The sequence below is a fragment of the Actibacterium sp. XHP0104 genome, assembly GCF_025751515.1.
GTDB lineage: Bacteria > Pseudomonadota > Alphaproteobacteria > Rhodobacterales > Rhodobacteraceae > Actibacterium_D.
In genome coordinates, this window is sequence record NZ_JAOWLE010000001.1 from 611,276 (window position 1) to 634,331 (window position 23,056).

Here is a 23,056-nt window from a genome sequence, read left to right on the forward strand (position 1 = left end):
GCCCATTTTCCCCCCTTGAGCGGGCGCCCAATTCCCAGCATGATTACCCTCGGTTTTTGGGGGGTGGCCCTGTGAGATGAGTCGTCGACAGCGTTCTGGCCGCCTTGGGCGGAGCGAAGCCGCCAGCGGCCTGTTGCTGGTCAGCCCCACGGCGCTTTACGCGCTGCTTCTGCTTGCCGCGCCCTTGGCAACCATCTTGGCCTTCAGCTTCTGGAGCCAGGACTATCTGACCATCGACCGCAGTTTCACGCTCAAGAACTATCAAGAGGCCTTTGCCAGCCAGGCCAATGGCGACATGTCGCTGTATCTGGAGCTGATGTTCCGGTCGCTGCGGATCTCGGGGGCGGTGACGGTGGCCACGGTGCTGTTGGCCTTTCCGATGGCCTATTTCGTGTCTTTCCACGTCGCGCCCAGCCGCAAAAGCATGTGGATCTTCCTGATCACCATCCCGTTCTGGACGTCCTACCTGATCCGGGTGTTCCTGTGGAAGGTGATCCTGGGCTACAACGGTGTTTTCAATACCACGCTGCAAGGCGTTGGTATCATTGATGAACCCCTGACATTTATCCTGTATAACGCCAATGCGGTGGTGATCACGCTGGCCCATGCCTATGCGCCTTTCGCGATCCTGCCGATCTTTGTGGCGCTGGAAAAGATCGACCGGTCGCTGCTTGAGGCCAGCCGCGACCTGGGCGAGAACCACATTACCACCTTCCTGCGCGTGACGCTGCCACTGGCGATGCCCGGCGTGGTGGCGGCAGTGCTGATCGTGTTCATTCCGACAATCGGCGATTACGTCACGCCGCGGCTGGTGGGCGGACCCGGCGGTCAGATGATCGCGAACATGATTCAGACCCAGTTTCTCAAGCTGAACAACGCGCCCATGGGTGCGGCGCTGGCGGTGCTGGCGATGCTGATGGTGGGTGCGATCTCGGTGATATTCGTGATGCTCAACCGGCGGTTCCTTGGGGGGCAGAAATGAAGGGCGGCGGTCTGCGTATCTATGCGGTGCTCTATCTGGTGTTTCTCTATGCACCGATCGTTCTGCTGCCGATCTTTGCCTTCAATGACAGCACGATCATCGCCTTTCCGCTAAGCGGGTTTACGACCAAATGGTTTGGTGAACTGGCCGATATTCCGGCGCTGCACGGTGCGGTGCTGAACAGTCTGATGATCGCGATCACCACCTCACTGCTGGCGACAACGCTGGGCATCTGCGCGTCGCGCGCCTCGGCCCGTTATGCATTCCCTGGCAAAAAGCCGATCATGGGGTTCATCATGCTGCCGCTGGTGCTGCCCGAGATCATCGTCGCGGTGGCACTGTTGGTGGTGCTGTTGGCGCTGGGGCTGCCCTTGGGGGCGTGGACGGTGATCCTGGGGCATGTGCTGATCTGCACGCCGTTCTCGATCGCGATTCTGACCTCGGCCTTTGCCAATATGGATCGCTCGCTGGAAGAGGCGGCGGTGGATCTGGGCGAAACCCCGTGGAGCACGTTCCGCCTGATCACCCTGCCGCTGGTGATGCCGGGGATCATCTCGTCGCTGCTGATTTCATTCACCATCTCGCTGGATGAATTCATCATCGCGTTCTTCCTGACCGGCACCGAGCCGACGCTGCCGGTCTATCTGTGGAGCCAACTGCGCTTTCCGCAAAAGATCCCGGCCGTCATGGCGCTGGGGACGATCCTGGTGGCGCTGTCGGTGCTGCTGTTGACCATTGCTGAATACTATCGCCGACGCGGTGTGGCGCGTGCGGGCGGCAAGGATACTGGGGGCTTTCTGTGACCCGACCACCGATCATCGAACTGCGCGACGTGCAGAAATATTATGGTGAATACCACGCGCTGCGCGGGATCACCTGCGATATCCGCCAGGGCGAGTTCTTTTCGCTGCTGGGGCCGTCGGGCTGTGGCAAGACCACGCTGTTGCGCACGATCGCGGGGTTCGAGGATGTGTCCTCGGGCACGGTGGTGATCGATGGCAAGAACATGCAGGGCGTGCCCGCCAACCAGCGGCCCACCAACATGGTTTTCCAGTCCTACGCCATTTTCCCGCATCTTAGCGTCGAGCAGAACGTGGGCTTTGGCCTGCGCCGCGCCGGGCTGGATAAGGGTGAAATGGCGCGTCGCGTGGGCGAGGCGCTGGAGATGGTCGGGCTGGCCGGATACGGCAAACGCGCGGCGCATGCGCTGTCGGGCGGGCAACGTCAGCGCGTGGCGCTGGCGCGGGCGCTGATCCTCAAGCCCAAGGTGCTGTTGCTGGACGAGCCCCTTTCGGCGCTGGACAAGAAGCTGCGCGAAAACATGCAGGTCGAGCTGATCAAGCTGCAACGCCAGGTGGGCATCACCTTTATTCTGGTCACCCATGACCAGGAAGAGGCGCTGGTGATGTCCGACCGGATCGCGGTGATGTCCGAGGGCGGGATCGCGCAGATGGACGACCCCGAGACGCTGTATCGCCGGCCGAATTCGCGCTGGGTGGCCGATTTTATCGGGGTGATGAACTTTCTGCCGGCCAAGGTGGTGTCCGAGGCCGGTGACACGGTTGAGGTCGAGATCGCCGGGTTGGGCCGGGCCGAGCTGACGGCCAATCAGGCCATGGCCAGCGCCGGTGGGCATGAGGTCAGCGTGGGCCTGCGGCCCGAGACGCTGACGATTCAGTTCAATGGAAACCAGAGTGGCGAGCGCATCGCCGAGGGCGTGATCGAGGAAGTCGTCTATTATGGCGACATGACCTATTACGACGTGCGCCTCGACGGGGCCGCGGTGCCGGTGCGGATTTCGATGCGCAACCTTGTGGGGCGGCCGGTGCTGGAGATCGGCACCCGCGCCCGCGTGGCCTGGAGCGCGGGCGCGCTGGTTTTGTTCCGGTAGCCGGCGCTGGCGCGCCGGTGCGGGGCTCTGCCCCGGACCCCGGGATATTTGCCCGAAGAAGAAGGGGTGTTTAGGTGTCGGGCGGGATCAGGCCGAGGCCGCGCAGGTAGATGCCGATGCCGCTTTCCAGCAGGTCCTCTGGCGGGAAGGGCGCGCGTGTGCCAGGGGCGCCGCGGGCGTAGAGTTCAACCACGCCGTGGGACATGGCCCAGATATGGGCCGAGAACATCGAGGCGGGCGGGCGTTTTTCCGGCGGCAGGTATTGCAGCAGATCCTGGGCCGAGCGTTCGAGGATGCCGCTGGCGCGGGCGGCGACGCGGGCCAGATCGGGGTTGGCGTTGACCGAGACGCCGCTTTCGAACATCGCCATGTAGTGGCCGGGGTATTTGCGGGCGAAGGCCAGGTAGGCGCGGCCGGTGGCCTCGAAACTGGCCTTGGCCGAGGGCTGGCCTTTCTCGTAGGCGTATTCCATCACGTCAGCGAAGATTTCATAGCCCTGGCGCGCGGCTTCGGCGATAAGGTCGTCGCGGCCCTGAAAGTGGCGATAGACGGCGGCCGGGGTGACGCCTGCCTTTTTCGCGGCCTCGGAGAGGGTGAAGCCCTGGGGGCCTTTTTCCTCGATCAGAGCCAAGGCGGCATCGACCAGCGCCTGGCGCAGGTTGCCGTGGTGATAGCCGCGTTTCTTATGCATTCCAGATCTCGGGGCCGCCGGTGATCTTGGGGTCGGGGGTTTGAACGGCGTTCGGGTTCTTGTCGGGATAATCGACCTGCATCAGCACCTGCTGGATCGCGGCGATGCGGGCGCGGCGTTTGTCGTCGGAGCGGATGACCGTCCAAGGGGCGGTTTCCGAGTGCGAGCGGGTCAGCGTTTCCTGGATCGCGGCGGAATAGTCATCCCATTTCTTCAGGCCTTCAACGTCGATCCAGCTAAGTTTCCATTGCTTTAGCGGGTCTTTTTCACGTTGCAGAAAGCGGCGCAGCTGTTCGGCGCGCCCGACATTGAGCCAAAGCTTGACCAGGGTGATGCCTTCTTCGACCAGCATGTCTTCGAATTCGGGCAGTTGGCGAAAGAAATGGGCGCGTTGTTCGGGTGTGCAAAAGCCGAAGACATGTTCGACGACGCCGCGGTTATACCAGCTGCGGTCAAAGAGGGTGATTTCGCCGCCCGCGGGCAGCTGTTCGACATAACGTTGGAAATACCATTGCGTCGCCTCGCGGTCCGAGGGTTTTGGCAGGGCGACGACCCGCGCGACACGTGGATTAAGATTTTCACGGAACCGCTTGATCGTGCCGCCTTTTCCGGCGGCATCTCGGCCTTCAAACACCACGGCGACGCGCTTGCCGGTGTCCTTGACATGGGCTTGCAGTTTGACCAGCTCGACCTGCAGGGCCTGCATCATGTTGTCGTATTCGTCGCCATCCATGCGTTTGTCATAGGGGTAGCTGTCGGACAGCATATCCTTGTCCTTCCCCTCGGCGATGGCGGTACGCACGCTTTCGGGGGCCTCTTCGGCATGGAAACGGCTGATCGCGCCGTCAAAGGGAAGCGACATGTGAACCCTCCTTACATTGCGCCCAGTATGGCGATTGCGCGGCCTAGCGCAATCCGGCACGGGCAGCGGCGCGGTCGATGGCGTCGATAACGTCGGCGGGGGCAGAATGGTGGGGCATGTGGCCGATGCCGGGCAGGCGGGTCAGAACGGCGTTCGGCATATTGGCCGCCAGCTTTTCCGAATGGATCGAGAGGCCCACGGTTGTGTCGGCCGTGCCATGCACCAGCTCGGCCGGCAGGGTCAGCGAGGCATAGCGCGGCACCATATCGGTGATCTCGGCCAGCAGGGCGGCGCGTTGGCGGGCGTTGGCGCGCAGAGAGCTGCGGCGCAGCGTCATGCCGGGTCCGAAATATTCGGCATAGCCCTCAGGCGCGGCTTGCGGGGCAAAGACGCTTTCGACCTCGCGCATGACCTTTTCGCGGGGCACAAAGGCGGTCAGCAGCGGCACCACGACCTGGGCGCCCAGCGGGTGCGATGTGGTCTTGTAGAAGGTGCTGAGCCCCGATTCCCACGGGTGGGACGGTGTGGCCAACAGCACCAGCGCGGCCGTGTCATCGGGCGCCTGCAAGGCCCAGGCCAGCGCGACCGATCCGCCATAGCTTTGGCCCAGGACGATCGGGCGGGGCGCGCCAAGCTGGGCCGCAGCGGTGCGCATCAGGCGGGCCTGTTCGGCCAGGGTTTCGCTGTTGGGGGCCGGGTCGCTCCAGCCCAGGCCGGGGCGGTCGATGGCGATGACCCGGTAACGATCAGCCAGGCGCGGTATCAGGTCGAAGGTGAAATCGCGCACTGAGCCGGACGAGCCGTGGATCAGCACCAGGTCGGGGCCGCTGCCGCGCACCACCGCATGCAGGCGCACGCCATCCACCATCACGAACCGGCCTTCGGGCGGATAGGCAGCCATGGCGGCCTGTTCGCGCGCGTGGGCACGGTGATAGGTCAGGGCGGCGCCCGCTGCGGTCAGCGCGGCAAGGGTAGCGATGCTAAGTGCCAATTTCCGACAGTTCATATGGCGTGGACTGGTAAATTTCATTCAACCAGTTGCCATATAGAAGGTGCGCGTGACTTCTCCAGCGATTTTGCGGCGGCAGGGCCGGATTATCGTCGGGATAATAGTTCAGCGGCACGTTGATCGGCGTGCCATTGGCCACGTCGCGGTCGTATTCCTGCTTCAGCGTATCGCTGTCATATTCGAAATGGTTGAAGATATAGAGCGCGCGATGGGCGGCGTCTTCGACCAGGCAGGGGCCGACCTCGTCGCTGTCGAGCAGGATATCCAGCCCGGTGGCGGCGTCGATCTCGGGCTTTTTCATCTCGGTCCAGCGGCTGACGGGGATGACGCAATCGTCGGAAAACCCGCGCAGATAGGGCGAGGCCGGCGCCATGTTGCGGTGCCGGAAACAGCCAAAGGCCTTGTGATCGAGAATGTGTTTCTTGACCCCGTGGAAATAGTTGATCATCGCCATGCCACCCCAGCAGACGCCAAAGGTCGACTGCACATGGGTTTGCGTCCAGTCGAAAACCTGGGTCAGCTCTTGCCAATAGGTGACCTCTTCGAAGGGCAGGTGCTCGATCGGGGCGCCGGTGATGATCAGGCCATCCAGCTTTTCGCCGCTGTCTGCCACCTCGGCGAAGGGGCGATAAAACTCCTCCATATGCTCGGCAGCGGTGTTGCGGGTCTCGTGTTCCGACATGCGGATCAGCGTCAGCTCGATCTGCAAGGGCGTCGCGCCGATCAGCCGGGCGAACTGGGTCTCGGTCTGAATCTTTTTCGGCATCAGATTCAGCAGGCCGATATGCAGCGGGCGGATGTCCTGACGTGCGGCGCGGCCTTCTTCCATGACCATCACGCCCTCGCGCGTCAGCACGTCGAAGGCGGGAAGGGTGGAGGGCAGCTTGATGGGCATTGTCAGGGTATCCTGCGTTGGTGGAAGAACCGAGAGATAGGCGGTTTACCGCTGTTTCTCAAGGGCCTGGGCGATGAGCGCCTGGAAGTCATCGGGCGTGTGCACGCGGGCTACGTCATTGGCGCAGACCTTGATCCCCCAGTTTTTCGCCATGGCCTCATAGCGCGGCTGGCGATGGGCCAGGGCGCGGGCATAGGTCCATCGGACAAAGGCGTCGGGGTCGACCTGTTCGGGGCGACAGCCCTGTTCGGCCAGGTATTCGGCCCAGGCGGCATCCAGGAACTGGGGCTGGTAATACATCGGCTTGGGCGCGCGATCAAAACGGCGGATCAGCTCGGCGGTGTGGTCGTCCGATCCTTCGATCCAGACCATCAGCAGGTTGTCCGACAGGGCGCGCAGCACCGGGTCGTTCTCATCCGACGGGTCGACGACTTCGCAGATCGAGCCGCCGGTGTCGCAGATGAAATTGTCATAGCCGTAAAGATCGCCCGCACGGTTGATGAAATGCGGCGTGTCCAGCAGGGCCGCGATCTCGGCGGTGCGGTGCTGTTCCTGGCGCTTCATGTACTCGTCAAAGGGCAGGCCGCCCTGATCGGGGTTGCCGGGCTTGCCCAGATAGGTCGACAGCGGCGCGAGGTTCTGGAAGGTGATGTTCGACGCGATATAGACGCTGTCGCTTAGCAGCAGCTCGCGCAACAGCGGCACGCGCATGGCCTCGCGCTTGAAGTTGTCGGCGATGTGTTCGCCCATGTAGCGGGTGCCGATGCGGTAATCGACCGAATAGTGGAACCAGGTGCCGCTGGCGCGCAGCAGGTTCGACACATGGGTCTTGCCCAGCCCCGACATGCCAAACAACAGCACCCGCTTTTGCGGTGCCTCGTTCCAGTTTTTGGCCGATGAATACAGCATGTCCGATCCCCGAAATGGCTGGCGTTGTCCTATCCAGCGCGCCGCGCAGGGTCAATTGCTTTGGGTCAGGCGAGGCGCCGCGCCCGTGATTCGTGGCGGATATTCATCAGGTTGCCGCCAAAGATCAGCACGCCGCCCAGCAGCAGCGCCCATTCCAGCGGTTCATCATAGAGCGCCAGTCCGACAAGGGCGATCACCGGCAGGCGGACGAAATCCATCGGCATGACGATGCTGGCGGGGGCGACATGCAGGGCCTGGGTCAGGCAGAAATGCCCGGCCAGCCCGGCGCAGCCCACGATCACCACCCAATGCAGGATCGCGGTCGAGGGCCAAGTGAACTGCCCGTCGGCAAAGCCGCAGATCAGCCCGAACACCGCCTGCATGCCCGTCAGCCAGAACATGATGCAGGTGATGGTGGCGGTGCGGGTCAGGCGTTTGGTGAAAATCACCGACCCGGCGAACCCGATGGCACAAAGCGCGGCGGCGATGGTGCCGGGGTTGATCTGCGCGGGGTCGGGATGGGTGATGACCAGCACCCCGGCAAAGCCGATCAGCGCGGCGATCAGTTTCGTGCGGGTCAGGGTCTCGGCCAGCAGCAGCGGCGCCAGCAGCGTCACCCACAGCGGCGTGGTGAATTCCAGCGCGAACAGCTGCGCCAGAGGGATAAGCGGCAGGGCAAAGAACCACAGGTTCTGCCCGGTGAAATGGCAGATGTTGCGGGCCAGATGCAGGCCCAGCCGGTCGGTGCTGATCTGGCGCCATGTGCCGCGGCTGGCGGCCACGGTCAGTACGATCAACAGCCCCACCAGCGACCGCGTGGTCATCAGCTCGAACGTGTCCAGTTCGACCCGCACATGGCGTCCGGCCACGGCCATGGCCGAAAAGGACGCGATCGTTCCCGCCATCCAAAGGGCGGCCAAGAGGATGGCGGGCAGGGGGCGGGTGGCGCTCATGGGGATCCTTGCGGGGTTTCAGGCAGACTATGCGATGCCCGAAAAAAAGAAAGACCCGCCGGGCGGGTCTGACTTAAGGTTATTTCGGGTGGCCTATTCCAGCTCGATCGTGCCGGGCGGTTTCGAGGTGCAGTCGTAGAACACGCGGTTCACGCCCTTGACCTCGTTGATGATGCGCGTGGCGGTTTCGCCCAGGAATTCGTGGGTGAACGGGTAGTAATCGGCGGTCATCCCGTCAACGGATGTCACCGCCCGCAGCGCTACGGCATAGTCATAGGTGCGTCCGTCGCCCATGACACCCACGGTGCGCATCGGCAGGATGGCGGCGAAGGCCTGCCAGATCTCGTCGTAAAGGCCGTGTTTGCGGATCTGGTCGATATAGACGGCATCGGCCTTGCGCAGGATTTCCAGCTTGTCGCGGGTGATCTCGCCCGGGCAGCGGATGGCCAGGCCCGGCCCCGGGAAGGGGTGGCGGCCGATGAACGATGCCGGCAGGCCCAGCTCGTGACCCAGCGCGCGGACCTCGTCCTTGAACAGCTCGCGCAGCGGTTCGACCAGTTTCAGGCCCATCTTTTCAGGCAGGCCGCCGACGTTGTGGTGCGATTTGATCGTCACCGACGGGCCGCCCGAGAACGAGACAGATTCGATCACGTCGGGATAGAGCGTGCCTTGGGCGAGGAATTCGGCGCCCTCGATGCCATCGGCGTATTTCTGGAACACGTCGATGAACAGCTTGCCGATGGTCTTGCGTTTGACCTCGGGGTCGCTGACGCCTTCGAGCGCGCCCAGGAACAGGTCGCTTTCGTCGGCGTGGATCAGGTTGAGGTTATAGTTGTCGCGGAACATGGCGACGACCTGTTCGGCCTCATTGAGGCGCAGCAGGCCATGATCGACAAAGACACAGGTCAGCTGATCGCCGATCGCCTCGTGCAGCAGGATGCCGGTGACCGACGAATCGACGCCGCCCGACAGGGCGCAGATAACCTGTCTGTCGCCCACCTGTTCGCGGATCTTGGCGATCATTTCCTCGCGGTAGGCGCCCATCGTCCAGTCGCCGGTGAACCCGGCCAGACGGATGAAGTTCTCATAGAGCGTGGCGCCGTTCGGGGTGTGGTGCACCTCGGGGTGGAACTGCACCGCGAAGAAGTTGCGCTCGAGGTCCGCCGTGATGGCGTAGGGCGCGCCGGGCGAGGTGCCGTAGACCCGGAACCCGGGGGCAATCTCGGCCACGTGGTCGCCGTGGCTCATCCAGACCTGCTCGCGGCCCTCAAGGAACCAGCCGCGCAGGAAATCGGGGTGCTGGTCGGCGGCAGTGACATAGGCGCGGCCAAACTCGGCCGTGGCATGTTCGCCGGCCTCAACGCGGCCGCCCAGGTCATGCATCATCACCTGCTGGCCATAGCAGATGCCCAGAATCGGCACGCCCATCTCATAGGCCGCTTTCGGCGGTCGCGGGCTGCCCTCGCGCATCACCGAATCCGGCCCGCCGGAAAAGATGATCGCCTTGGGGGCAAACTCTTTCAGCGAGGCGTCGGTGACGTTCTGGTAGGGGTGGATTTCGCAATAGACATTCAGCTCTCGCAGACGGCGCGCAATCAGCTGCGTCACCTGGCTGCCGAAGTCGATGATCAGAAGGCGGTCGTGGGATGCGGTGCTCATGACCGCCTCGTAGTTCAGCCCTGCCGCGCTTGCAAGAGGAACAACGCCGCAAGGCCGCCTGAAATCGATGAAACGCCATGTCGCAGATGAACATCGCTGCGCCGCAAATGGCGTGCCGTCGGGGCGGGCGCTGACCGATACTTGGGGCAGAACAGGACACCAGAGGTGCGCGATGGATCAAAGCGGGATTGCAGAGCGGGGGCGGCGTGGCCGCTCGGGCGGAGGCGCGGCGGCACGTCGGGCGGCGCGGACGGGCGGTGGCGTCGAGGCCGAACGCTTTATCACCCGCAATGTGCCGAATTTCGAGATCCTGAACGCCGAGGCGATCGAGATCATCGAGGCCAATGCCGAGACCGTTCTGGAAGAGATCGGCGTGGTCTTTGCTGACAACGCCCCCGCGCTGGAGCTGTGGCGCCAGGCCGGTGCCGATGTGCGGGGCGACCGCGTGCACATTCCGCGCGGGCTGGCGCGCCAGCTCTGCGCCACCGCGCCCGCAAGTTTCACCCAGCATGCCCGCAACCCTGAGCGCAACGTCGAGATCGGCGGGCGCAACCTGGTGCTGGCCCCGGTCTATGGCCCGCCCTTCGTGCGCGACCTGGCCGGCGGGCGTCGTTATGCCACGATCGAGGATTTCCGCAATTTCGTGAAACTCGGTCACATGTCGAAATGGCTGCATCATTCGGGCGGCACGGTGTGCGAGCCGACCGATGTTGCCGTGAACAAGCGCCATCTCGACATGCTCTTTGCCCATATGACACTCACGGACAAGCCGTTTATGGGCTCGGTCACGGAGCCCTCGCGCGCCCAGGATTCGGTCGATATGTGCCGCATCCTGTTCGGCGAGGGCTTCGTGAACGACAACGCGGTGATGACTTCGCTGATCAACATCAATTCACCACTCACGTTCGACGCCACGATGATGGGGGCATTAGAGGTGTATGCGCGCTCCGGACAAGCGTGCATCATCTCTCCGTTCATCGTGGGTGGGGCGATGGCGCCTGTGTCGGTTGCTGGTACGCTGACACAGGTGCTGGCCGAGGTGCTGGCGGGCGTGGCGTATAGCCAGCTCGTCCGCCCCGGCGCGCCCGTCATTTTCGGGGCGTTCGTCACCTCGATCGACATGAATTCGGGGGCGCCCACTTTCGGCACGCCCGAGGCCAGCCTGATCCTGTATGGGGCGGGTCAGCTGGCGCGGCGGTTGGGGCTGCCGTTCCGGTCGGGCGGGGGCTTGTGCGGGTCGAAACTGCCCGATGCACAGGCCGCCTATGAAACCGCCCACACGCTGAATGCGGCGCTGTTGGGTGGCGTCAATTTCATGCTGCATGCCTGTGGCTGGCTCGAGGGCGGGCTGGTCGCCAGCTATGAGAAATACGTGCTGGATGCCGATCAACTGGGCGTGTTGCACCGCCTGGCGCAGGGCGTGCCCGTTGATGAGGGCGCGCAGGCGATGGACGCGCTGCGCGAGGTCGGGCCGGGCGGGCACTTCCTGGGCTGCGCCCATACCCAGGCGCATTTCAAGACCGCGTTCTGGCGCTCTCAGGTTCTGGATTACAAACCGTTCGAGACCTGGGACGAAGAGGGCGCGCGCGACAGCCAGGCGCTGGCCGCCGCACGGGTGACGCGGATGCTGGCCGATTATGAGGCCCCCGCGCTTGATCCGGCCATTCACGAGGCGCTGAGAGATTTCGTCGCCCGCAAGAAGGCCGAACAGCCCGACGCCTTTGTCTGATCAGTGCTGTGGGCGCGGGCCCTGCGGCAGCAGGCGCGCCTCGGCCATCATCGCAATCAGAATATCGATGTGACGCGCAATCGAATAGCTGGCGTCGCCCGCCTGGCGGGTGGCTTCCAGCTGTTCTTCTTGCGCGATCAGCTCTGAGAGAACCTGCGGCGGCGCGGGCAGGCGCGGTGCGCCCATCAGGCGCTTGAGGTCACGCTCGCGCCGGTAGTCAGACAGCCCGAACCGCGCGGCGCGGATCAGCAGGCGGGGGCGGCGCAGGGCTTTCATCAGGGCGATGGGGTCGGTCATGTGCAGTCTCCTTGACTCGAAATCTGCCAGACCATCGCGCAACTTTAGCGGGTGTTGCGTCATGCCCCGTTTCTGCGTTCGCCCGGTTACCAAGACGTTTATCTTTTATGTTCAATTGTTGGGAAACGTTGAAATGTTAACGACTTGGTAAGAAACACAACCATAGCGTGCATATCGGGATCAATGGTGAATCTGGTCACGCTAAGGGGGCACATGTGATTCAGGATATCTCAACACACTCACCTGCGGGGATGCAGGCCCTTCCGGATTGGGTGCCGGAAAAGGTGGCCTGCTATCTGGCGCATACGGTTGCGGGGCGTTCGATCCGGGCGCTGGCCCGGGAACGGGGATGTCACGCCTCGACCGTCATGCGCAGCGTGCGCCAGTTAGAGGCGCGGCGCGACGATCCGCTGGTGGACGGGGCCTTGCAGGGGCTGGGCCAATCCCTCGCAGAGAATTCAACCAGAAAGGATTACAGCCAGATGACAGCTCTCATGCGTAATGCCGCGCAGCCGGCGGACGAGGTAACGATCAACCGCGAGGCGCGCCGCATTCTGCGCCGCCTGGGCGAGACGGGCGCCTTTATGGCCATCGCCGCCGACCTCGAGCGCGCGGTGGTTCTCAAGGAAAACAAGAGCGGCGAAACCACCCGCATCGCCGTGGTGTCGCGTGGCGTGGCCGAGGCCTTTGCGCTGAAAGACTGGATCACCTGTCGCAGCACCGGCCGGGTGATGACCTATGCGATCACCCAGGCGGGGCGGATGGCGCTGAAACGCCTGTTGGCGGTAGAGCGGGGCGAGGCCGACGGGTTTGCCGAGGCTGCCAGCCCCTTTGCCGAACAGCATCGCGACTGGGGCCAGCGCGCGGTGATGGGCGAGGGCGGCGTGACCCAGCAGCGCTATAACATTGCCGAGTCGCCGCTGGCGGGCCTGGCCCGGCGCAAGGACAAGAGCGGCCAGCCCTTCCTGACCCCCGACCTGGTGGCCGCGGGTGAAAGGCTGCGCGAGGATTTCGAGTTGGCCCAGATGGGGCCTCGTGTGACGCAGAACTGGGATAAGTTCCTGACCGGCACCGATCGTGGCGGGTTTTCCGGCCATGGTCCCGCCGAGGGTCCGCGCGGTGCGCGCGAACGGGTGGCGGCGGCGCTGCGCGATCTGGGGCCGGGCCTGGGCGATGTGGCGCTGCGCTGCTGTTGTTTCCTGGAAGGGATGGAGGCGGCGGAAAAGCGCATGGGCTGGTCGGCGCGCTCTGGCAAGATCGTGCTGCGCATCGCGCTGCAACGGCTGCGCCGGCATTACGACGAACAGGCGCGCCTGCCGGGGGCAAACATGATCGGCTAGGCCCCGACCAGTAGCCCGACCACAAAGGCCACGGCGGCGCAGATGCCGCCCACCAGCACGGTTTCACCGACCGAGCGGACCAGCCTTTCGCCCGTGGCCAGCCCCCGCATCAGCCCCAACAGGATCAGCGCCGACAGGGTCGACAGGACCGACAGGCGCAGGTTCGAGGGCGCGTCGGGCGCGATCAGATAGGGTAGCAGCGGCAGCGCCCCGAAGACGACAAAGGCGCCAAAGGTGATCAGCCCGCTCAACGCGGGGTGGTCATCCGAGGCGGCGCTGCCGGGCTGGCTGTCCAGCAGGGCATGGGCGGCGGCCTGCGAGTTGGACATCAGCGCGCGGGCGGCGGTTTGGGCCTCGGGCAGGTCCAGCCCGCGCAGGCCGAAATGCTGGGTCAGTTCCTCGAATGCGACGTCGGGGTCGGCGGTGATCTGGTCCACAACGGCGCGCTTGCGCCGGGCGAACATCTTGTCCTGCGACCGCGACGACAGGAAATCGCCCAGCCCCATCGACACCGCGTCGGAAAACAGGTTCGCCAGCCCGAACAGGATGACCGCGATGCCTCCGATCTGCGCCACGCCATCGGCATTTGCCCCGGCAAAGCCCGCGACGATGGCGAATGTGGTGACGATGCCGTCATTGCCGCCATAGACGATCTGTTTGAGGTGGTCCTGAATGCGGCCCAGCGGCGATTTTGCCATGTCCTTGCCCTTTTGAGGTGACGCGATGATACGCAGCCCGGTGCGAATGCAAAAGGGGTGACCCGGCGCGCCGGATCACCCCTCTGCCTGGTTTCAGGATGGATCAGGCGACCTTGGCGGCGTTCTGTTCCTTCAGCCAGGCCAGAACGGTCTCGGGCGACGAGACGCCATAGGGGTCGGATTCGTGGTTGTCCGACAGGCCCGGCTCTTCGAACCAGCCCTCGATCACGCCGTCATTGACCACGGCGGCATAGCGCCACGAGCGCAGGCCAAAGCCCAGGTTGTCTTTGCGAACCAGCATGCCCATGCGGCGGCTGAACTCGCCCGAGCCATCGGGGATGACCTTGACGTTTTTCAGGCCCTGGTCGATCGCCCATTTGTTCATGACAAAGCTGTCATTGACCGACATGCAATAGATCTCGTCGACGCCTTCGGCCTGGAAATCGGCAAAGCCGTTCTCGAAACCGGGCAGCTGGTAGGTCGAGCAGGTGGGGGTGAACGCGCCGGGCAGCGAGAACAGAACCACACGCTTGCCGGCGAAATAGTCGGCGGTGGTCACGTCTTGCCAGCGATAGGGGTTCGGGCCCTCGATGCTGTCGTCACGAACGCGGGTGTGAAAGGTCACGTCGGGCAGGCGATAGCCAGTTTTCATGGGGACAATCCTCTTTTCGAATTCTACATACGACATCGTGTGCCGCGGAGATGGTCACGAGTTAGAATGATTCCAGATTGGTCTCAACAGCTTTTCTCGCGGGTGCGGCAATTCATGGCAGCCATGCAATTTCCGAAGTTACATTTCGTTGCAAATCCGGGTATTGATAACGCAAGGAAGAGGAACCCCCAGAATGCGCGATCTCAAGATCCCCGACCAGCGCCACCCTGAAAAGGCGCATCGCCCTGACAATGCCCAGCCCAAGAAACCCGCCTGGATTCGCGTCCGCGCGCCCGGCGGCAAGGGCTATGCCGAAACCCACAAGATCATGCGCGAGCACAATCTTTCGACCGTCTGCGAAGAGGCCGGCTGCCCCAATGTCGGCGAATGCTGGAGCCAGGGCCACGCCACCATGATGATCATGGGCGAGATCTGCACCCGCGGCTGCACCTTCTGCAACGTCGCCACCGGCCGCCCCGATGCGCTGGACGTCTTTGAGCCGGGCCGGGTTGCTGACGCCGTCAAGAAACTGGGCCTCAAACATGTGGTCATCACCAGCGTCGACCGCGACGATGTCGACGACGGCGGCGCCGAACATTTCGCCCAGACCATCCGTGCCGTGCGCCGTCAGGCCCCCGATACCACGATCGAGATCCTGACCCCCGACTTCCTCAAATGCGCCCCCGAGGCGCTCGAGGTTGTCGTCGCGGCCAAGCCCGACGTGTTCAACCACAACCTTGAAACCGTCCCCGGCCTTTACCCCGAGGTCCGCCCCGGCGCGCGCTATTTCCACAGCCTGCGCCTGTTGCAGCGGGTCAAGGAACTTGATCCGGCCATGTTCACCAAATCGGGCATCATGGTCGGCCTTGGCGAAGACCGCCAGGCCGTCACCCAGGTGATGGACGACATGCGCGCCGCCGATATCGATTTCCTGACCATCGGCCAGTATCTGCAGCCCACGCCCAAGCACCACGCCGTCGACCGGTTCGTCACCCCCGACGAGTTCAAATCCTATGAAAAAGCCGCCTATGGCAAAGGCTTCCTCATGGTCTCGGCCACGCCGCTGACGCGCTCCAGCTACCACGCCGGCGACGATTTCGCCCGCCTGCGCGAGGCGCGACTGAAAAAACTGGGCGCGCTCTGACGCGCCCTTTTCTTCTTCGTTAAAATATCCCGGGGTCCGGGGCAGCGCCCCGGGTCTCGCAACCCGTCGATCAGCTCTCGGGCAATGCCTTGAGATAGGCCGCAATGGCCGCGCGATCTTCGGCGGTCAGCTTGGCCATGTTGTCCACCACCGATGCCATATGGCCGCCGACACTGTCGAATTCAGGGGTAAACCCGGTTTCCAGGTAATAGGCGATGTCGCGGGCGCTCCAGTTCAGTTGGGCGGGCGCGATGCCGGGCACCTTGCCCTTGCCGTCGGCTGTGGGGGCGCCGCTTAGCCAGGCCTCGCGGATGATGCCGCCCAGCGCGTTGCGCGGGGTGTGGCATTCGCCGCAATGGCCCAGCGCCTCGACCAGATAGCGGCCGCGCGATACCTCGGCTGTCATGTCGCCATTCATCACCCAGCCCGGTTTCGCGAACAAAAATTTCCAACCGCCCAGGCTGCGCCGGATGTTGAACGGAAAGCCCACCTCATGCGGCTGGCTGGGCGTCGCAACGGTGGGCAGGCCGTCCATGAAGGCCTTGAGATCGGCGATATCCTGCGGCTCGGCCCGCATATACGACGTGTAGGGGAAGGCGGGGTAGTAATGTGCGCCCTCGGGCGAGATGCCGCGCATCACCGCATTGGCGAATTCCGGCATGGTCCAGCCGCCGATGCCATGGGTCGCATCGGGCGAGATATTGGGCGCGAGAAAGGTGCCAAAGGGGCTGGCAAAGCGCTGACCGCCGCCCAGCAGCAGCTTGTCGTCGCCGGTGGCCTCGGGCGCGGCGTGGCACGACGCGCAGCCAGAGGCCCAGAACACCTGCTCGCCCCGCACGGCATCACCCGGCGCCAGCGCGGCCAGCACCTGCGGGTCAAGCGGCCGCGGGCGGGTGACCATCCAGAATACGGCCAGACCGATCAGGGCCAAACCGGCGATCGAGATCACAAGGCGTTTCATGGCGCACCTTTGCATTGGGGCGGCAAGGTCGCCGCCGCCCCTTGGCTGGTCAGCTTATTCCGGTGCGCGATAAGCTTCGTGGCAGGCGGTGCAGGCCTTGCCAACCGGGCCGATTGCGGCCTGCAGAGCGGCCAGATCGGTGCCAGCGGCGGCATTCAGCGCGTCGATTGCGTCGCTGTTGGCCTTGGCTTTTTCCATAACGTCGGGGAAGTTGTCCCACAGTTTGGGCAGGGTGCGGGTGTTGTCTGCCGACATGTTGTCCGACCCCGGCACGAAATAGGAACCCGCATTCAGGCTGTTCAGCGCATCAAGATCGCGCGCGGCGGTTGCGGCGGCCTCGGCGTCATAGGCAACCTCGCCCTTGGCCATGGCGCCCAGGATGCCCAGATTGGCGGCATAAAGGGTCATCTGGGCCTTGCGTGCCTTGATGGCGTTCTGCACGACGGTGTTTTCGTGGCCGGCGGCCCAGGCGCCACCAGCGGTGATGGCGGCGGCGGTAGCGGCAAGGATCACCTTGGAAACAAGCGACATGATTACTCTCCCTGTCGGAATTGTGATGTGTGAATGAGTCTAGTTTCATGCGATCAGAATGAAAGTCGAAATTTCTGCAACCGGGCCGTGAATATATGCACAGCGACAATTGGGATGATCTTCGCTTTGTTCTGGCGGTGGCCGAAACCGGCACCGTCAGCGGTGCGGCGCGGCAGTTGGGGGTGAACCATGCCACCGTTCTGCGGCGGGTGGCGGCGTTCGAGGACCGCCACGGCGCGCCGGTGTTCGAGCGCACGGCCCAGGGCTATGTAATCCGGGCCGATCGGCTGCGGGTGATCGAGGCCGCGCGCGAGGTCAAGCTGGCGGTCGAGGCTGTTGGCCGGCGGATTCGCGGCATGTCCGAACCCTTGATGGGCGAGGTGCGGGTAACCTCGACCGATACATTCTGTCACGCGGTGCTGCCGCCGGTCATGGGCCGGGTGCTGCGGCGCGAGCAAGGGTGTCACCTGACGCTGTTGTGCACCAATGCGCAGCTTGACCTATCGCGGCTGCATGCCGATCTGACGGTGCGCCCGGCGCAGGAACTGGCCGATGGTCTAAGCGGAGATATCGTCGGGCATCTGGGCTTTGCGGTCTATGCGACACCCGGCGCGGACGATCGCTGGTTGGGGCTGACCGGCGGGCCGGGGCGCACGCGGATCGGGCAGTGGCAGCGCGATCAGCTGGGCGGAGATGACCCGGTCGCCTGCGCCGACAGCTTTCTGGTGTTGCGCGAATTGCTGGCCCAGGGGCTGGGACGCGGGGTTCTACCTTGCGTGCTGGCGGATGGTGATGCGCGGCTGGAACGGGTGGGCGAAGTCGATTCCGGCGCTGCGGTGCCGATCTGGGTGGCCTGTCACAGCGACATGATAGCGGTGCCCCGCATCGCGCGGGCGCGCGGGTTGCTGGCCGAGGAACTGGCCCGCGACAGCGCCCGCCTGCTGGGGCAGTGATCACCGGTTGATCCGCCCCTTGGGTGCACCGTCAATCGTCAGCCATTCTGGCCAGCCGATGAACAGCTCGACCCCCAACAGGATCAGGCACAGCCCAATCGCGCCCAACACCAGTTTCACCCGCCGCTCGCCCGGCGGGCGATGCGCCCATTTCGCCATGCGCAGAAACGGGCGGATGTTCATTCGGTGAAGCGCACGTTGCCGATAAAGGGCAGGTTGCGGTTTCGCTGGGCATAGTCGATGCCATAGCCCACGACGAATTCGTCGGGAATTTCAAACCCGGTCCATTTCGCCTTGATCGGCACCTCGCGCCGCGCGGGTTTGTCCAGCAGGGCGCAGACCTCCAGCCGCCGGGGCGCGCGCCCGTTCAGCATGTGCAGCACATGTTTCAGTGTGAACCCGGTGTCGACGATATCCTCGACCACCAGCACGTCACGGCCCTCGATCTCGCCGCGCAAGTCCTTGAGGATGCGCACCTCGCGCGAGCTTTCGGTCGAATTGCCATAGCTGGACGCCTCGAGGAAATCGACCTCGACCGGCAGGTCCAGCTCGCGCACCAGATCGGCGATGAACACGAACGATCCGCGCAACAGCCCGACCACGACCAGCTTGTCGGTATCGGCATAGAAATCGTGGATTTCGGTTGCCAGGGCCTCGATCCGGGCGGCGATCTGCTTGGCCGAGATCATTTCGTCGATCACATAGGGCTTGTTTGTCATAGGCTTCCCTTGATTTCCCGGCCCGCTTGGCCGAAACCTGCGCGCAGCATAACAACATCCAAGGCCGATGCCGACCCATTCCGAAACCAAGACCCTGCCTTATAGCGCCGATCAGATGTATGATCTGGTGGCCGATGTGGCGTCTTATCCAAAGTTCCTGCCCTGGACGGCGGCCGCGCGGGTGCGGTCGCGCAAGCCGGTGGCCGATGGCGAGGTGATGGAGGCCGATCTGGTCATCAGTTTCAAGGTGTTCCGCGAACGGTTCGGCAGCCGCGTCACCCTGCGCCCGGGCGAAAAGCGCATCGACACCGATTACCTGGATGGCCCGTTCAAGCACCTGCATTCCACCTGGGAATTCCGCGACCTGCCGCAGGGCGGTTGCGAGGTGAAGTTCTGGGTCGATTTCGAGTTCCGCAGCAGGGTTCTGCAAGGGGTGATCGGCGCCGTGTTCAACGAGGCCATGCACCGCATCGTGCGGGCGTTCGAGGCGCGTGCAAAAGAGCTTTATGGCTGAAACGAAAAACCCCCGCCACCGGGGCGGGGGGTCGTGTTCGGATGGCGATCGCCTTACGACGCGTGGTCGTAGGCGCGTTCGCCGTGGACGGCCAGGTCCAGGCCGTTGACCTCGGTTTCGGCATCGACGCGCAGCGGGGTGATCATTGCGGTCAGCTTGATCAGCACAAAGGTCACGACCACGGTGAATACGCCCACCACGGCCAGCCCGCCCAGTTGCGCGGCCCAGCTGCCGGCGCCGAAGACGGCGATCATGATCGTGCCAAAGATGCCGCCCACGCCGTGCACGGCGAATACGTCCAGCGTGTCGTCGATTTTCAGCTTGTTGCGGATCAGGCCCACGGCCTCTTGGCACATCACGCCGGCGATGGCGCCGATGATCAGGGCCTCGATGGGGCCGACGAAGCCGCTGGCCGGGGTGATCGAGGCCAGGCCCGCGATGGTGCCGGTCACGATGCCCACAAGCGAGGCCTTGCCGTATTTCACGCGTTCATAAAGCGCCCAGGTCAGCGAGGCGGCTGCGGCCGAAAGATGGGTCACGGTGATGGCCATGGCGGCGCCGCCATCGGCCGCAAGCTGCGAGCCGCCGTTGAAGCCGAACCAGCCGACCCACAGCATCGCTGCGCCGATCATCACGAAACCGGGCGAATGCGGCGGCGTGTGGCGGTCGCGGCGCGGGCCCAGGAAGAACGCGATCATCAGCGCGGCCAGGCCAGCGGTTTCATGCACCACGATGCCGCCGGCAAAGTCACGCACGCCGGTTTCGCCAAAGATGCCGCCATCGGACAGCATGCCGCCGCCCCAGATCCAGTGGGTCACCGGCGCGTAGCACAGCAGCATCCACAGGCCGGAAAAGATCATCACAAAGCCAAAGCCCACGCGCTCGACATAGGCGCCGACGATCAGGGCGGGGGTGATGATGGCAAAGGTCATCTGGAAGGCAAAGAACAGCACTTCGGGCAGGTTGCCCGACAGGGTGTCGGCATCGATGCCGTTCAGCATCGCCTTGCCCAGGCCGCCCCAAAGCGCGTTGCCCTCGCCAAAGGCGATCGAATAGCCGCCAAAGAACCACAGCACGCTCATCAGGCAGGCGATGGCATAGCAGTGCATGAAAACGCTCAGCACGTTGCGGGCCTTGACCAGGCCACCATAGAACAATGCCAGACCCGGCAGCGTCATGAATAGAACCAGGGCCGTGGCCACGATAATCCAGGCGGTATCTGCGCCGTTCATGTTTTCCCTTCCTTTCCCGTTTTGATCGGTTTTCAGGCAGAAACGGCGGAACTGCCCTTAAAGGAAGCCCAAAGCCGACCAAAAGCAGGGCGAATTGCAAACAGCCTGCGAATGGGGCGCAATGTCGGCGGGTGTGATGAATATTTAGGCGGTTTGGGAAGTTTCGCCCAGCGCGGCGGTCAAAAGCGCCAGAGCGTGCGCGACGGTGGCGCGGCGCACATTGGCGCGACCCAGCGCGCCGAAGTCGATGGTCTCGGTCCGGGTGGGGCGGCCAGCCTGCGCCAGCCCGAAACAGACGCGGCCCTCGGGCTTGTGATCCGATCCGCCGGGGCCGGCGATGCCAGTGACCGACACGGCCAGCGTGGCGTTTGAGCGGGTCAGCGCGCCCTCGGCCATTTCTCGGGCGATCTCTTCCGACACCGCGCCATGGGCGGTCAGGGTGTCGGGGCGGATGCCCAGCATTTCGATCTTGGCGGCGTTGGAATAGGTGACAAAGCCGCGGTCGAACACGTCGGACGACCCCGCGATATCGGTGATCGCGCCCGCGATCAGCCCGCCGGTGCAGCTTTCGGCGGTGGCGATGGTGGCGCCGGCCGCGCGGGCAAGGGTCAGCAGGGTCTCGGCGAGCGCGGCCATTACATCAGCCACAGATGCGCGACAGCGGCCAACAGGATGACCAGCAGCGCCGCCATGACGCCCGCGAAGACGTCATCCAGCATCACGCCCCAGGGGGTGTGCTTGGCGTCGGCCCAGCTGACCGGGAAGGGTTTCCAGATGTCGAACAGGCGAAAGCCCAGAAAGGCCGCGATCCAGCCGGGGTAAAGCGCCATGAGGTCGGCCCCCATCATCGCTGCGCCATAGGCCACCGGCATCAAGGCGATCCATTGGCCCGCGACCTCGTCGATGACGATCTCGGACGGGTCATGGTCATCCTTGCCGGCGGTTTCGCGCGCGGTGGCCCACCAGCCGATGAAAAACACGGCGATCGTGGCCAGCGCCAGCAGTTGCCATCCGCCCAGCACCAGCACCCCATATGCCGCCGGCAGCGCGGCCAGCGAGCCCCAGGTGCCGGGGGCGGGTTTCAAAAGGCCTGCGCCAAAGAATGTCGCGATGATCCGGGTCATGATTTCACCAGTGTTGCGGTGGCCAGCGCGGCGATGCCTTCCTCGCGGCCGGTAAAGCCCAGACGCTCGGACGTGGTGGCCTTGACGCTGATGCGGGTGGCGTCGATGCCGATGATCTCGGCCAGGGCGGCGCGCATGGCGGCGGCGTGTGGCCCGATCTTGGGGCGCTCGCAGATCAGCGTGACGTCGCAATGGGTGATGGCAAAGCCGTGCTCGGCCGCAAGCAGCGCGGCGTGGCGCAGGAAGATATGGCTTTCAGCACCTTTCCACTGCATGTCCGAGGGCGGAAAGTGCTGGCCGATATCGCCCATGGCCAGCGCGCCATAGATGGCGTCGGTCAGGGCGTGCATGCCGACATCGGCGTCGGAATGACCCATCAGCGCATGGTCATGCGGCACGTGCACCCCGCACAGCATCACATGGTCGCCCTCGCCAAAGCGGTGCACGTCGAACCCGTTGCCGGTGCGAATGTCCATGGGCTGATCCTTTAGTATGCGCGCGGCCCGGGCAAAGTCGCCGGGATGGGTGATTTTCAGGTTGGTCTCATCGCCTTCGACGATGGCGACGTCAAGCCCGGCGGCCAGGGCCACCTCGACATCATCGGCGGCACCGCCCGGGTGGGCGGCATGGGCGGCGCGGATGGCGCCCAGGTGAAAACCCTGCGGGGTTTGGGCGCGAAACAGGCCCTCGCGCGGTTGCGACGCGGTGACGGCGCCGTCTTGCCCGCGCCACAGCGCGTCGGTGACGGGCAGGGCAGGGGCTGCACCCGGATGGGTGGCCAGCGCGTCCAGCACCCGGTCGATCAGATCGGGGGCGACCAGCGGGCGCGCGCCATCATGGATCAGCACCGCCTCGGTGCCCGGCGCCACGGCCGCCAGCCCGGCGCGCACCGACCCGTCGCGGCTGTCGGCGCCGCTCACGCGGGTGACGCGCGGCGCCAGCTGGCCCAGCGCCTTGAGATAAAGCGCCGCGTCGCCCGTGTTTGCCACCACCACAACCTCGTCGATCCGCGGATGATCGAGAAAGGCGCCGACCGTGCGGGCCAGCACGGCCTGACCGCGAAGATCCTGGTATTGCTTGGGAATATCGCCTCCGGCCCGGATACCACGACCGGCGGCAACGATGATGGCGGCAATGCGCATGAGGGCTCCTTGATTGGGTGAGTCCTGTGTAGGCCGTGCCGCGAAAGGGGGCAATGGCCGTGATTGTCGCAAAAAAATGCACAAAAAATAGGCAAAAGATGTTTTTGGCCGCGCCCAAAGCGGCCCGCGCGATTGCCTTTTGAGGGGGGCAGGCTTACCTCGGAGAGGA

General features: G+C 64.3%; 26 protein-coding genes. 8 read left to right on the plus strand and 18 right to left on the minus strand.

Annotation, left to right across the window (positions count from 1 at the left end):
- The first annotated feature begins 76 nt into the window (after nucleotides 1-76).
- Genes OE856_RS03185 through OE856_RS03195 form a run of 3 tightly spaced genes read left to right on the plus strand, consistent with a single transcriptional unit; the run spans nucleotide 77 to nucleotide 2,873 of the window.
- Nucleotides 77-982: an ABC transporter permease gene (locus OE856_RS03185; protein ID WP_263714594.1), complete on the plus strand. Its 906-nt coding sequence runs from the start codon at nucleotides 77-79 to the stop codon at nucleotides 980-982.
- Nucleotides 979-1,785 (plus strand): ABC transporter permease, encoded by an 807-nt coding sequence (locus OE856_RS03190; RefSeq protein WP_263714595.1) that lies wholly within the window; start codon nucleotides 979-981, stop codon nucleotides 1,783-1,785. The genes OE856_RS03185 and OE856_RS03190 overlap by 4 nt, the downstream gene beginning before the upstream one ends.
- Complete coding sequence (locus OE856_RS03195; RefSeq protein ID WP_263714596.1) at nucleotides 1,782-2,873, plus strand: ABC transporter ATP-binding protein; 1,092 nt, start codon at nucleotides 1,782-1,784, stop codon at nucleotides 2,871-2,873. Before OE856_RS03190 ends, OE856_RS03195 begins: the two co-directional genes overlap by 4 nt.
- Before the next feature lie 70 nt (nucleotides 2,874-2,943).
- Here the strand turns inward: OE856_RS03195 and OE856_RS03200 are convergent, their stop codons facing one another.
- The 7 genes from OE856_RS03200 to guaA all read right to left on the minus strand — a co-directional run bounded on the left by OE856_RS03200 (nucleotide 2,944) and on the right by guaA (nucleotide 9,851).
- On the minus strand, nucleotides 2,944-3,564 hold the full coding sequence (locus tag OE856_RS03200) for a TetR/AcrR family transcriptional regulator (protein WP_263714597.1): 621 nt from the start codon (nucleotides 3,562-3,564) through the stop codon (nucleotides 2,944-2,946).
- The gene (gene ppk2 / locus OE856_RS03205) at nucleotides 3,557-4,426 is read right to left on the minus strand and encodes a polyphosphate kinase 2 (protein ID WP_263714598.1); all 870 of its coding nucleotides are present in this window, start codon (nucleotides 4,424-4,426) and stop codon (nucleotides 3,557-3,559) included. Before ppk2 ends, OE856_RS03200 begins: the two co-directional genes overlap by 8 nt.
- A 43-nt stretch (nucleotides 4,427-4,469) precedes the next feature.
- Nucleotides 4,470-5,417, minus strand: coding sequence for an alpha/beta fold hydrolase (locus OE856_RS03210; RefSeq protein WP_263714599.1), 948 nt, complete (start codon nucleotides 5,415-5,417; stop codon nucleotides 4,470-4,472).
- Nucleotides 5,407-6,330, minus strand: a complete 924-nt coding sequence (metA, locus tag OE856_RS03215) for a homoserine O-acetyltransferase MetA (protein ID WP_263714600.1) — start codon at nucleotides 6,328-6,330, stop codon at nucleotides 5,407-5,409. Before metA ends, OE856_RS03210 begins: the two co-directional genes overlap by 11 nt.
- Before the next feature lie 45 nt (nucleotides 6,331-6,375).
- A complete protein-coding gene (locus tag OE856_RS03220) occupies nucleotides 6,376-7,239 on the minus strand; it encodes an ATPase (RefSeq protein WP_263714601.1) in 864 nt (287 codons plus the stop codon).
- A gap of 65 nt (nucleotides 7,240-7,304) precedes the next feature.
- Nucleotides 7,305-8,192, minus strand: a complete 888-nt coding sequence (locus OE856_RS03225; RefSeq protein WP_263714602.1) for a DMT family transporter — start codon at nucleotides 8,190-8,192, stop codon at nucleotides 7,305-7,307.
- Nucleotides 8,193-8,285: 93 nt separating this feature from the next.
- Nucleotides 8,286-9,851, minus strand: a complete 1,566-nt coding sequence (gene guaA, locus OE856_RS03230; RefSeq protein WP_263714603.1) for a glutamine-hydrolyzing GMP synthase — start codon at nucleotides 9,849-9,851, stop codon at nucleotides 8,286-8,288.
- Nucleotides 9,852-10,023: 172 nt separating this feature from the next.
- On the opposite strand from guaA, the gene OE856_RS03235 reads away from it, so the two are divergent.
- Nucleotides 10,024-11,580 (plus strand): trimethylamine methyltransferase family protein, encoded by a 1,557-nt coding sequence (locus OE856_RS03235; protein ID WP_263714604.1) that lies wholly within the window; start codon nucleotides 10,024-10,026, stop codon nucleotides 11,578-11,580.
- On the opposite strand, the gene OE856_RS03240 is transcribed toward OE856_RS03235, so the two are convergent.
- Nucleotides 11,581-11,877 carry a DUF6477 family protein gene (locus OE856_RS03240; protein WP_263714605.1) on the minus strand — a complete coding sequence of 99 codons (297 nt, stop codon included), beginning with the start codon at nucleotides 11,875-11,877 and terminating at the stop codon, nucleotides 11,581-11,583.
- A 251-nt stretch (nucleotides 11,878-12,128) separates the two neighbouring features.
- Between OE856_RS03240 and OE856_RS03245 the strand changes: the two genes are divergently transcribed.
- Complete coding sequence (locus OE856_RS03245; protein WP_263714606.1) at nucleotides 12,129-13,217, plus strand: DUF6456 domain-containing protein; 1,089 nt, start codon at nucleotides 12,129-12,131, stop codon at nucleotides 13,215-13,217.
- Here the strand turns inward: OE856_RS03245 and OE856_RS03250 are convergent.
- Complete coding sequence (locus OE856_RS03250; protein WP_263714607.1) at nucleotides 13,214-13,915, minus strand: VIT1/CCC1 transporter family protein; 702 nt, start codon at nucleotides 13,913-13,915, stop codon at nucleotides 13,214-13,216. The genes OE856_RS03245 and OE856_RS03250 overlap by 4 nt on opposite strands.
- Nucleotides 13,916-14,018: 103 nt before the next feature.
- On the minus strand, nucleotides 14,019-14,567 hold the full coding sequence (locus OE856_RS03255) for a peroxiredoxin (protein ID WP_263714608.1): 549 nt from the start codon (nucleotides 14,565-14,567) through the stop codon (nucleotides 14,019-14,021).
- A 193-nt stretch (nucleotides 14,568-14,760) separates the two neighbouring features.
- Between OE856_RS03255 and lipA the strand changes: the two genes are divergently transcribed.
- Nucleotides 14,761-15,711, plus strand: a complete 951-nt coding sequence (gene lipA / locus OE856_RS03260) for a lipoyl synthase (RefSeq protein WP_263714609.1) — start codon at nucleotides 14,761-14,763, stop codon at nucleotides 15,709-15,711.
- Nucleotides 15,712-15,781: 70 nt separating this feature from the next.
- Here the strand turns inward: lipA and OE856_RS03265 are convergent, their stop codons facing one another.
- Both OE856_RS03265 and OE856_RS03270 read right to left on the minus strand, forming a co-directional pair.
- Nucleotides 15,782-16,672 (minus strand): cytochrome c, encoded by an 891-nt coding sequence (locus tag OE856_RS03265; protein WP_263714610.1) that lies wholly within the window; start codon nucleotides 16,670-16,672, stop codon nucleotides 15,782-15,784.
- Between the two features lie 54 nt (nucleotides 16,673-16,726).
- On the minus strand, nucleotides 16,727-17,203 hold the full coding sequence (locus OE856_RS03270) for a c-type cytochrome (protein ID WP_263714611.1): 477 nt from the start codon (nucleotides 17,201-17,203) through the stop codon (nucleotides 16,727-16,729).
- Between the two features lie 95 nt (nucleotides 17,204-17,298).
- Here OE856_RS03270 and OE856_RS03275 point away from each other — a divergent pair, with 95 nt between their 5' ends.
- The gene (locus tag OE856_RS03275) at nucleotides 17,299-18,156 is read left to right on the plus strand and encodes a LysR family transcriptional regulator (RefSeq protein WP_263714612.1); all 858 of its coding nucleotides are present in this window, start codon (nucleotides 17,299-17,301) and stop codon (nucleotides 18,154-18,156) included.
- Here the strand turns inward: OE856_RS03275 and OE856_RS03280 are convergent, their stop codons facing one another.
- Nucleotides 18,157-18,339, minus strand: a complete 183-nt coding sequence (locus OE856_RS03280; protein ID WP_166499490.1) for a hypothetical protein — start codon at nucleotides 18,337-18,339, stop codon at nucleotides 18,157-18,159.
- Nucleotides 18,336-18,875 carry a hypoxanthine phosphoribosyltransferase gene (gene hpt / locus OE856_RS03285; protein ID WP_263714613.1) on the minus strand — a complete coding sequence of 180 codons (540 nt, stop codon included), beginning with the start codon at nucleotides 18,873-18,875 and terminating at the stop codon, nucleotides 18,336-18,338. The genes OE856_RS03280 and hpt overlap by 4 nt, the downstream gene beginning before the upstream one ends.
- A 67-nt stretch (nucleotides 18,876-18,942) precedes the next feature.
- On the opposite strand from hpt, the gene OE856_RS03290 reads away from it, so the two are divergent.
- Nucleotides 18,943-19,389 carry a type II toxin-antitoxin system RatA family toxin gene (locus OE856_RS03290; RefSeq protein WP_263714614.1) on the plus strand — a complete coding sequence of 149 codons (447 nt, stop codon included), beginning with the start codon at nucleotides 18,943-18,945 and terminating at the stop codon, nucleotides 19,387-19,389.
- A gap of 53 nt (nucleotides 19,390-19,442) precedes the next feature.
- On the opposite strand, the gene OE856_RS03295 is transcribed toward OE856_RS03290, so the two are convergent.
- From OE856_RS03295 to OE856_RS03310, 4 genes are all read right to left on the minus strand, one after another.
- Entirely contained in the window at nucleotides 19,443-20,621 is a 1,179-nt protein-coding gene (locus OE856_RS03295) for an ammonium transporter (protein WP_263714615.1), read from the minus strand.
- A gap of 144 nt (nucleotides 20,622-20,765) precedes the next feature.
- Nucleotides 20,766-21,257: a CinA family protein gene (locus OE856_RS03300; protein WP_263714616.1), complete on the minus strand. Its 492-nt coding sequence runs from the start codon at nucleotides 21,255-21,257 to the stop codon at nucleotides 20,766-20,768.
- On the minus strand, nucleotides 21,257-21,745 hold the full coding sequence (locus tag OE856_RS03305; protein ID WP_263714617.1) for a phosphatidylglycerophosphatase A: 489 nt from the start codon (nucleotides 21,743-21,745) through the stop codon (nucleotides 21,257-21,259). The genes OE856_RS03300 and OE856_RS03305 overlap by 1 nt, the downstream gene beginning before the upstream one ends.
- Nucleotides 21,742-22,887, minus strand: coding sequence for a bifunctional 2-C-methyl-D-erythritol 4-phosphate cytidylyltransferase/2-C-methyl-D-erythritol 2,4-cyclodiphosphate synthase (locus OE856_RS03310; RefSeq protein ID WP_263714618.1), 1,146 nt, complete (start codon nucleotides 22,885-22,887; stop codon nucleotides 21,742-21,744). Before OE856_RS03310 ends, OE856_RS03305 begins: the two co-directional genes overlap by 4 nt.
- Nucleotides 22,888-23,056 lie beyond the last annotated feature (169 nt).